This is a genomic window from Duganella sp. GW821-FHT07F09 (assembly GCF_059418705.1).
In genome coordinates this window covers 30,767-40,154 of the sequence record NZ_JBWKQJ010000025.1, presented here as the reverse complement: position 1 = coordinate 40,154, position 9,388 = coordinate 30,767, and the positions used below count along the sequence as shown (strand labels likewise).

The 9,388-nt window shown below is 65.3% G+C and carries 6 protein-coding genes; 2 read left to right on the top strand and 4 right to left on the bottom strand.

Going from position 1 to position 9,388, the window contains the following annotated elements; translation table 11 throughout:
* Positions 1-82 precede the first annotated feature (82 nt).
* The 3 genes from AC07P1_RS32885 to AC07P1_RS32875 all read right to left on the bottom strand — a co-directional run bounded on the left by AC07P1_RS32885 (position 83) and on the right by AC07P1_RS32875 (position 5,352).
* Complete coding sequence (locus AC07P1_RS32885; RefSeq protein WP_494699799.1) at positions 83-3,358, bottom strand: efflux RND transporter permease subunit; 3,276 nt, start codon at positions 3,356-3,358, stop codon at positions 83-85.
* Positions 3,359-3,370: 12 nt separating this feature from the next.
* On the bottom strand, positions 3,371-4,570 hold the full coding sequence (locus AC07P1_RS32880; RefSeq protein ID WP_494699798.1) for an efflux RND transporter periplasmic adaptor subunit: 1,200 nt from the start codon (positions 4,568-4,570) through the stop codon (positions 3,371-3,373).
* A gap of 338 nt (positions 4,571-4,908) precedes the next feature.
* Positions 4,909-5,352 (bottom strand): divergent PAP2 family protein, encoded by a 444-nt coding sequence (locus tag AC07P1_RS32875; RefSeq protein WP_315221478.1) that lies wholly within the window; start codon positions 5,350-5,352, stop codon positions 4,909-4,911.
* A gap of 108 nt (positions 5,353-5,460) precedes the next feature.
* On the opposite strand from AC07P1_RS32875, the gene AC07P1_RS32870 reads away from it, so the two are divergent.
* Entirely contained in the window at positions 5,461-6,519 is a 1,059-nt protein-coding gene (locus AC07P1_RS32870) for a DUF475 domain-containing protein (RefSeq protein ID WP_494699797.1), read from the top strand.
* A gap of 49 nt (positions 6,520-6,568) precedes the next feature.
* The gene (locus AC07P1_RS32865; protein WP_494699796.1) at positions 6,569-6,940 is read left to right on the top strand and encodes a DUF8785 domain-containing protein; all 372 of its coding nucleotides are present in this window, start codon (positions 6,569-6,571) and stop codon (positions 6,938-6,940) included.
* An 81-nt stretch (positions 6,941-7,021) separates the two neighbouring features.
* On the opposite strand, the gene AC07P1_RS32860 is transcribed toward AC07P1_RS32865, so the two are convergent.
* On the bottom strand, positions 7,022-9,322 hold the full coding sequence (locus tag AC07P1_RS32860) for a coiled-coil domain-containing protein (protein ID WP_494699795.1): 2,301 nt from the start codon (positions 9,320-9,322) through the stop codon (positions 7,022-7,024).
* Positions 9,323-9,388 lie beyond the last annotated feature (66 nt).

Genomic DNA, 9,388 nt, shown 5'->3' with positions numbered 1-9,388 from the left:
GTGATCCACAACGGCAAGCCCTTCGACTCCAATTACTTGGTGAAAGGGCTTGCTATTCAAGACGGTATCTGACCCCGCTGTTTTATTGCGGATCGAAGGCGCTCTTGTTGAGCGATACCGTCGGCGCCACGACGACCGGCTTGCCGCCGCCGCGCTTGCCGGTGACCTTGCCGACACCCCACATCAGCGTGCGGTAGACGTAGCGGATCAACGTCAGGAACAACAACACTTCGATCGCCGTCTGCACGAACGCGACCGCCGTGCCCCAGGCGCCGAAGCGGCCGGTCCAGTGGTCCACCCGGCGCTTGTACTTGATCGCCAGGTTGTCCTTGTTGATCTCGATACTGTCGTAGAAGGTCGGCACCATCAGCAACGTCAGCACGGTCGAAGTGATCGTGCCGCCGATGATGGCGATCGCCATCGGACGGTAAAACTCGCCGCCCTCGCCCAACGCCAGCGCGACCGGGAACATGCCGGCGATCAGCGCGAACGTCGTCATCAGGATCGGACGCAGACGCATGCGCCCGGCATACATCAGCGCATCCTCGCGGCTGTAGCCCTCCTCCTCGCGCTTGCGGGCGGCGTCGAGCAGCAGGATGGCGTTCTTCGCCACCAAGCCCATCAGCATGATCACCCCGATCAAACTCATCAGATTAATCGTGCCCTTGGTCATCAACAGGCCCAGCACCACGCCGATCAGCGACAGCGGCAGCGACAGCATGACGGCGATCGGCGCCGTGAACGAGCCGAACTGCATCACCAGGATCAAATACATCAGGCCGATACCGGCCAGCAGCGAGATCATCATCTGGCTGAACACCTCGTTCATGTCCTTGCCGGCGCCGCCCAGCGACAGGCCGTAGCCCGGCGGGAAGTCGATTTCCTTGGCCAGTTTCATGGCGTCGTTGGTCACCTCGCCCGGCGAACGGCCCTGGGCGTTGGCGCTGACCGAGATGATGCGCTTGCCATCCTTGTGCTTGATGGTCGACGGGCCCTTGCCCATCGTCACGCTGGCGATCTGGTCGAGCGGCACCATCTGGTTGGTGCCGGCCACGCCGATCGGCAGGCGCTCGATGTTCTCGGCGCTGGTGCGGTCCTCCGGCGCCAGGCGCACGGCGACGTCGCGCGATTCGCCGGTCGGGTCGACCCAGTCGCCCACCTCGATGCCGGCGAAGGCCACGCGCAGCGCCTGGGCGGCGTCGCCGGCGGCGATGCCCATCGAATTCGCCAAGCCCCGGTTCAGTTCGATCTGCAGCTCGTCCTTGGGGTCCTGCTCGGACAGGCTGACGTCGACCGCGCCCGGCACCTTGCGCAGGCGGTCCATATAGGCGTTGGTGATTTCCATCAGCTTGCGCGAATCGGCGCCGGTGAACTGGATCTCGACCGGTTTGGCGGCGTTGTTGCTCAGGTCCTCCAGCACCGTGAACTCGGCGCCGACCAGCCCGGCCAGCTTCTCGCGCAATTCCTTGGCGATCTCGATGGCCGAACGCTTGCGCTCGGTCTTCTTGCCGATGTCGACATAGATGCGTCCGCCGGTCGGGTTGACGTAGGCGTTGGTCTGCTTGGTTTCCTTGATGGTGAAGGCGATCTTGGCTGCGCGGTCCAGTTTCAGCCGCGAGTATTCCAGGCTGGCCGACGACGGCGCCCGCACGTCGATGGCGATGGTGCCGAAGTCCGACGCCGGCAGGAAGCTGAAGCCGCCCAGCTTGGCTTGCAGGCCCAGCGCCGCCACGAAGGTCAGCACCGCCAATATGGCCATCGCTTTGCGGTGGTGCAAGGCCCAGGCGATGACGTTGCCGTAGCGGTCGGCCTGATGGTCGAACCAGATATTGAAGCGTTCCAGCACGCGGCCCAGGCCCTTGCGTGGCGCCGTGTGGTGGTCCGGCGGGTCGCCCCAGAAGGCCGACAGCATCGGATCCAGGGTGAACGAGATCAGCAGCGAGACCGCGACCGAGCACGTCACCGTCAAGGCGAACGGACGGAACCACTCACCGGTGATGCCCGGCATGAACGCCACCGGAATGAACACGGCCATGATGGAGAAGGTCGTGGCGGCCACGGCCATGCCGATCTCGGCCGTGCCGTTGAGCGCGGCGGTGCGCCGGTCGGCGCCCATCTGCATGTGGCGCACGATGTTTTCCCGCACCACGATGGCGTCATCGATCAGCACGCCGATCGCCAGCGACAGGCCCAACAACGTCATGAAGTTCAAGGTGAAGCCGCACAGCCAGACGCCGATAAAGGCGGCGATCACCGAGGTGGGCAGGCTGAGCGCGGTGATCATCGTCGAACGCCACGAATTCAAAAACGCGTAGACCACGAAGATGGTCAGGCCGGCGCCGAACACCAGCGCCTCGATCACGTTGTTGAGGCTGTTCTCGGCGTCCTCGCCGCCATCCTCGGTCACCTCCAGCGTGGCGCCGGACGGCAATTCCTTGCGCATCTCCTCGACCATCGCGCGCACCTTGTGCGCCACCGTCACGGTCGACGCGTCCTTGGAACGGGTGATCGAGATGCCGACGTTCGGTTTGCCCGAGCGCACGCTGAGCGAACTCATCTCGGCGAAACCGTCCTCGATGGTCGCCACTTGCGCCAGGCGCACCAGCTCGTCGCCGTTGCGCTTGACCACGACCTGCTGGAAGTCCTCGGGGCGCTCGATGCGGCCGACCAGGCGGATGCTCTTCTCGTCGAGGTCGCCCTTGACCTTGCCCACCGGCGCGTTGGTGTTCTGGTTGCGCAACGCGTTGACGACGTCGCCCACGGAAACGTTGTACTCGCGCAGCTTCTCGGCCTTCAGCAGCACGCTCAGCTCGCGCTTGAGCGAGCCGTCGATGTTGACCGAGGCCACGCCGTCGATGCCGCGGAAGCGGTCGGCCAGCTTGTCCTCGGCCAGACGCGAGATGATGGCGTGGCTTTGCACGCTCGACGACAGCGCCAGCTGCATGACCGGCTGGGCCGACGTGTCGATGCGCTGCAGGATCGGCTCGCGCATCTCGATCGGCAGTTTGTAGCGCACCGACGCGATCGAATTGCGGATCTCGTCGGAGGCCTCGATCAGGTTCTTGCTGAAGGCGAACTTGATGAACACCCGCGCCTGGCCTTCCGACGCGGTCGAGTTGACCTCGGTGACGCCGGTGATCGACTGGAACGACTTTTCAAGCCGGTTGACGATCTCGCGCTCGACCGTTTCCGGCGACGCGCCCGGATACGGGATCATGACGACGATGAACGGCACTTCGACGTCGGGATTCTGGTTGACCCGCAATTTGCTCAGGGCCATCAGGCCCAGGCACATCATGGCGACGATCAGGACGATGGTCGCGACCGGCCGTTTGATACTGAAATCGGATAAAAACATGGCGGTTATTCCTTATTTTTCTGCCACGGTGGAGGTCGAGGCCGACGCGGTGGCCGAAGACACCGGCTTCGGCGCGCTGAGCACGACCTTCTGCCCGTCCTTGAAGCCCGAGCCGGGCACGCGCACGATGGTGTCGCCGGCGGCCAGGCCGGACAGCACCTGCCAGCGGCCGCTGCGCTCGTCGCGCGCGCCGATGGTCAGCGGCACCTTGTTGACGGTGCCGCCCTTGACGCGCCACACATAATTGTTGTCGCCGGCCTGCACCAGCGCCGACGGCGGCACCATCAGCGACGACGACGATTTCGACTCGACCCGGCCTTCGGCATACAGGCCGGCCACCCTCGGCTGCGCCGATTCGGCGAACTCGACCAACACCTCGACCTGGCGGGTGACGGCGTTGGCGGCCGGATCGACCCGTTTGATCTTGCCGCTGAAGTTCTGGCCCGGATAGCCGTTGACGCGGAACAGCACCGGCTGGCCGACCTTGACCTCGCCGATCTTGTCGGCCGACACCAGGCCCTCGAAGCGCATGCTCGACGGATCGATCACCTTGATCAACTCCTTGCCGACCTGGGCGGTGTCGCCGTTGGACACCTTGCGCTCGCTGACGATGCCGTCGAACGGCGCGCGCACGACGGTGCGGCTCAGTTGCTGGCGCGCCGCCACCAAGCGCGAACGGGCGGCCGACAGATCGCTCAGGGCGTTGTTGCGGCGGATTTCGGCGTCTTCCAGCGCCTGGGTCGAGACCATGCCGGAGGCGCGCAGGGTGGTGTTACGTTCGTGCATGCGCTCGGCCTGGGCGAGCGACTGCTGGGCCGCGCGCGAGGCTTCCTCGGCCGAGGTCAGGCTGTCGCGGATCGAAGTCTCGTCCAGGCGCACCAACACGTCGCCCTTTTTGACAGCCTCGCCGTTTTCCTTGAGTACTTGAATTACGACGGCGCCCACCTCGGCGCGCAGGTCGGCGCGGCGCTCGGGCTGGATCGAGCCGGTGATCACCGGGCCGGACGCGAGCGAGTTCGATTCGACGGCGAGGATATCCTCCTGCGCCATCTGCAGCACCACCTCCGGTTCCTTCTTGGCGTCCTTGTCGCCCTTGCCGTCCGCCTTGGCGGTGGCCGAGGCTGCCGCCCCTTTCTCGGGCTCCTTGGCAGACTTGCCGCATGCAACCAAGGCTGCAGCGACGGCGAGAGCGAGTAGGGTTTTGCGCAACATAAAGTTCTCCGAGATAGTGGACGTGGTGCTATTAGTATTTTAGCCAGACTACAGCGCGCAGAGTATCCCCGAGTGGCCGGCGGAGGTCAATCGGCGTGCGACGGACGGCAGAATGTGTGGCTGAAATGCCGAATTGGAGGATGAACGGTAGAGCGGAGGGAAATGAACGACCGAATTACGGCCCGGGGCCACCTGCAAACCCCGGAGACAGGTAGGGCGGATTAGTGCGCAGCACGTAATCCGCCATGCGCCGCCGACGGAGCTTGGCGGATTACGCTGCGCTAATCCGCCCTACGTGTCTCCGAGGTATCTCTTGGGTCCGGGGTGCCCGGCGGGAACTAGCCGCGCCCGAAAATGGCGTGGATGGCGTGCGCGATGGCGATGCCGGTGCACAGGCCGCCGATGATCTCGACCACGGTGTGGCCCATCCGTTCGCGCAGCCAGGTGTGGCCGGCGGGCACGGCGGCGGGCCGGCTCTCCGCCGACGCCAGTCTATTAATAGCGGCGGCCTGCTTGCCGACGTGCTGGCGCAGGCTGTTGGCGTCGATGACGACGATGAAGCACAGCGCCACGGCCACCCCGAACGCCGGATGGCCGATGCCCTCGCGCAGCGCGATCAGGGTCGCCATGCTGGACACCACCGCGCTGTGGTTGCTCGGAAAGCCGCCGTTGCCGACCAGATTGAAGGCCCATTTGCGCGCTTTGGCACTATTAATAAGAAACTTGATCGGGCCGACGGTGACCCAGGTAATCAGGGGCGTGACGAGGTAAGCGATGTCCATCCGGAATTCCTTTGCATTTTTGTGGCGCAATTATCGCAGATGGGTTCACAGTGGCGGAAGCAACTCAGCTAAAATTCAGCCCATCACATCATTTCAATAAAGACAATCATGCGACATTTCGGTATCTCCTTCGCGGTCACCTTCATCCTGCTGGGCCTGGCCGGCTGGTGGGGCTTCAACCATGGCGGCAGCTCCGGCCTGCTGCAAGCGTTGTGGATTTGCACAGTGCTAGGCATCATGGAAGTGTCGCTTTCGTTCGACAATGCCGTGGTCAACGCCTCCGTGCTGCGCCACTGGAACGAGTTCTGGCGCAAACTGTTCCTCACGGTCGGCATCCTGGTGGCCGTGTTCGGCATGCGGCTGGTGTTTCCGCTGCTGATAGTGTCCATGGCCACCGGCCTGGGCCTGCTCGACGTGTGGACCATGGCAACCACCAAGCCCGACGAATATTCGCGCTACCTGACCGGCGCGCACGCCCAGGTGGCGGCCTTCGGCGGCGCCTTCCTGCTGCTGGTGTTCCTCAACTTCCTGTTCGACGAGGAAAAGGAACTGCACTGGCTGGGCTGGATCGAGGCCAAGGTGGGCGAGCACGGCACCGAGAGCCTGGCCGTGCTGCTGACCCTGGCGGGAGTGTTCGGCTGCGTCTACCTGGTGCCGGAAGCGGAGAAATTCAGCGTGCTGACCGCCGGCGTGGTCGGCGTCGTCGTGTATCTGGCGGTGGGCTGGATCAGCAGCCTGCTGGAGGAGGATCCGCCGGCCGAGGACGGCGACACCACCGAGGCCGGCGTCGGCGCCGTGGTCTCGGCCGTGTCGCGCGGCAGCATCGGCGGCTTCCTGTATCTGGAAGTGCTGGACGCATCGTTCAGCTTTGACGGCGTGATCGGCGCGTTCGCCATCACCAAGGATGTCGTCATCATCATGCTGGGCCTGGCGATCGGCGCGATGTTCGTGCGCTCGCTGACGGTGTTCCTGGTGCACAAGGGCACCTTGGACGAATACGTCTATCTGGAACACGGCGCGCACTATGCGATCGGTATTTTGGCACTGATCATGCTGGCCAGTGTCAAATACCATATCCCGGAGTGGTTCACGGGCTTGTCGGGGGTGGCGTTCATCGCCGTGTCGCTGTGGTCGTCAATCCGTCACAAGCGACTGCACCCCGCATGATAAGATTGAAAACATTGCGGACTTACTTGGATATCCAACCGGCTTACTTATGACAAAATCATCGCGTATCGTTCTGTATTTCATCGCCCTGGTGGCTGCCACCCTGCTGGTTTTCGTTGCCTATACTTGGGCGATGCTGCATATTTCCTATTCGGATGGCGAGCGCGCGGGCTACCTGCAAAAGTTTTCCACCCGTGGCTGGATCTGCAAGACCTGGGAAGGGGAGATTTTGTTGACCTCGATGCCAGGCGCGATACCGGAGAAGTTCGAGTTCAGCGTGCGCGATGAAAATGTGGCCAAGCAATTGACCGACGCCACCGGAAAGCGCGTGATTTTGAGCTACTCGCAGCACAAGGGCGTGCCGACGCAGTGTTTCGGCGAGACGGAGTATTACATCACCAAAGTACAAGTACAGCAGTAACACCTCTAAAACACGTAGGGCCGATTACGGCGTTCCGCCTAATCCGCCCTACGTGCCTCCACGTATCTCAATTTTTACCTATCAGCGCGCGCGCCACACCGGCTGCGCCTGACGCGCTTCCTTGCGGGCGCGGGCCGCATCCAGCGTTTCCACCACGGCGCCTTCGGCCACCTCCACCTTGACCAGCACGCCATCGAGCGCCTTCTGCACCGCGCCATGACGGCGGGTTTCCAAATCCAACAACTTCTGCTTGGCGGCCGTCATCGCCGCCGTCGTGTCGGCCACTTTGCGCTGCATGTCGGCATGCGCCTTGGCCGTTTCCAGCAACGCCAGTTGGCCAGCCGCCTTGTCCAAGGCCGCTTGCGCCGTAGCCTGCTCGGCCTGCGCGCGCTGCGCCATCGCATCCGCTTCCGCCTGCTCCGCATCGGCACGCTGACGCGCCGCCTCGGCAACCTTCTGCTCCGCCTCCAGACGTCCCGCGATCGCCTTCGAAGCGCGCACTTCCGACGCCGTGGTCAAGCGTTGCTGCGCCAGCTTCTGCTCGATCAACGCCAGCGACTCGCGCTCGGTTTCGATGAACTCACGCTCGGCCTGCAACAGCGCTTCGGCGGCGGCGGCCTTGTCCTGCTCGATCCGGGCGCGCTCGGCATGCACCACGCCCAGTTCCACGGCCAGGCGCGCTTGCGCCGCCAGCGCCTGCGCGGCGGTGGCTTGCTGCTCGGCTTCCAAGGCCACTTGCGCGGCGATCACGTTCGCGGCTTCGGCTTGCTTGTCGGCGGCGGCGGCCAGGCGCTGCTCGGCTTCCTGCTGCTGACGCAAGGCCTCGGTCTGCGCGCGCTCTGCGGCGATGCGATGCTTGGCGGCAGCGCTGGCGCCCTCCTCGGCCGCCAGTTTTTCCTTGAGCGCGGCGATGGCTTGCCGCTCGTCGGCGGCGCGCTCCTGCTCGGCTTGCAACAGCACCTCGGCCTGATCGGCCTTTTGCCTGGCCAGCGCGTCGGCCTGGCGTTGCGCCTCGACCTGGCGCGCGATCGTGGCCACTTCCGCTTGCTCGGCGGCGTTGACCTTGGCGGCCAGCTCGGCGGCCGTGCGCGACAGCGCGGCGCGCTCCTCGGCCAGCGCGGCGGCGCGCTGCTGTTCCTGCGTCTCGACGCGGGCCGCCTCTGCGGCGACCTCGTCCGCCGCCTGGCGCTGCTTGGCTTGCGCCAGCGCCAGCGACTCGGCTTCGACCTTGGCGTGGGTGCTCAGCTCGGCTTCCTGCTCGGCCTGCACGCGGGCCAGCGCGACGGCGCGCAGCTGGCTGTCGACTTCGATACGCGCCTCGGTGGCGGCCATGATGCTGGCGTCGGCGTCGCGGCGCGCCTTGGCGCTGGCGGCGGCCACCATTTCCAGGCGTTCGCGGTGGATGGCGGCGTCGCGGATTTCCTTTTCGGTTTGCAGGCGCAGGTGCAGCGACTGCGCGGCGCTGCGTTCGGATTCGGCCTTGGCCAGGGCGATCTGCTCGCGCTCCTGTTCCAGATGGGCCAGCGCGCGGGCTTCTTCCAACGCGCGCACTTCGGCGGCGGCACGGTTGAAGGCCGATTCGAGGGCGATCTGGTCGGCGCGTTCGCGCTGCACGGTCAGGTCCAGCGCTTCGGCCTCGGCCTGGACCAGCATTTGCGCGGTCTGGCGCGCGGCGTAGGCCTGGCGCTCGCGTTCGCGCGCCATGGTGGCGACGCGGGCGTCGGCGCTGGCGATGCCGACCACCTCGTCCTTAGCGGCCTGCACGGCGGCGACGCGCTCGACCGCTTGCAGGCGGGCTTGTTCGGTTTGGGCTTGCAGTTCCTCGGCGGCGCGCGCGGCCTGTTCGGCCAGCTCGGATTCGGCGGCGATCTGCTCGAAGGCGCGCTGGCGGCTTTCGTTTTCGGCCTTGGCGCGCGTTTCGGCGGCCAGACGGATCTGGGTGTCGGCCTCGACGCGGGCACGCAGCTCGGCGGTTTCCTGTTTCACGGCGTCCAGGCGGGCGACGCTGGCCTGGGCGGCGGCGCGCAGCGATTCGAGACGCTCGCGGTTGGCGGCGATGGCTTCTTCCGAGGCCTGGGCGTTTTGCTGGGCGACGGCGGCGGCGGCGGCGTCGATGGCGGCGCGGTCCTCGGCCAGCGAGCGGGCGCGGGCTTCGGCGTGGGCGCGGTTTTCGGCGGCGCAGGCGGCCTTGGCTTCGGCCTCGACCCGGGCGATGGCCTCCTGGATGGCCTTCATTTCCATCGCCGCGCGCGGGGTCGGCAGGCTGGCGGCCGGTTCGTCGGGGTCATGCAAGGTGACGGTGGGAACGGTATCGGCGGAAAAAGCCACGCCCAATTGGACGTCTTCGATAGCGCTTTCGCGTTGAGCCAGTTCTGCTTGCATGAGGTTTCTCGCTTGACGGTGTGCCCCGGCAAACACCAAGGCTTCTGAGCATCCATTATCAAACAG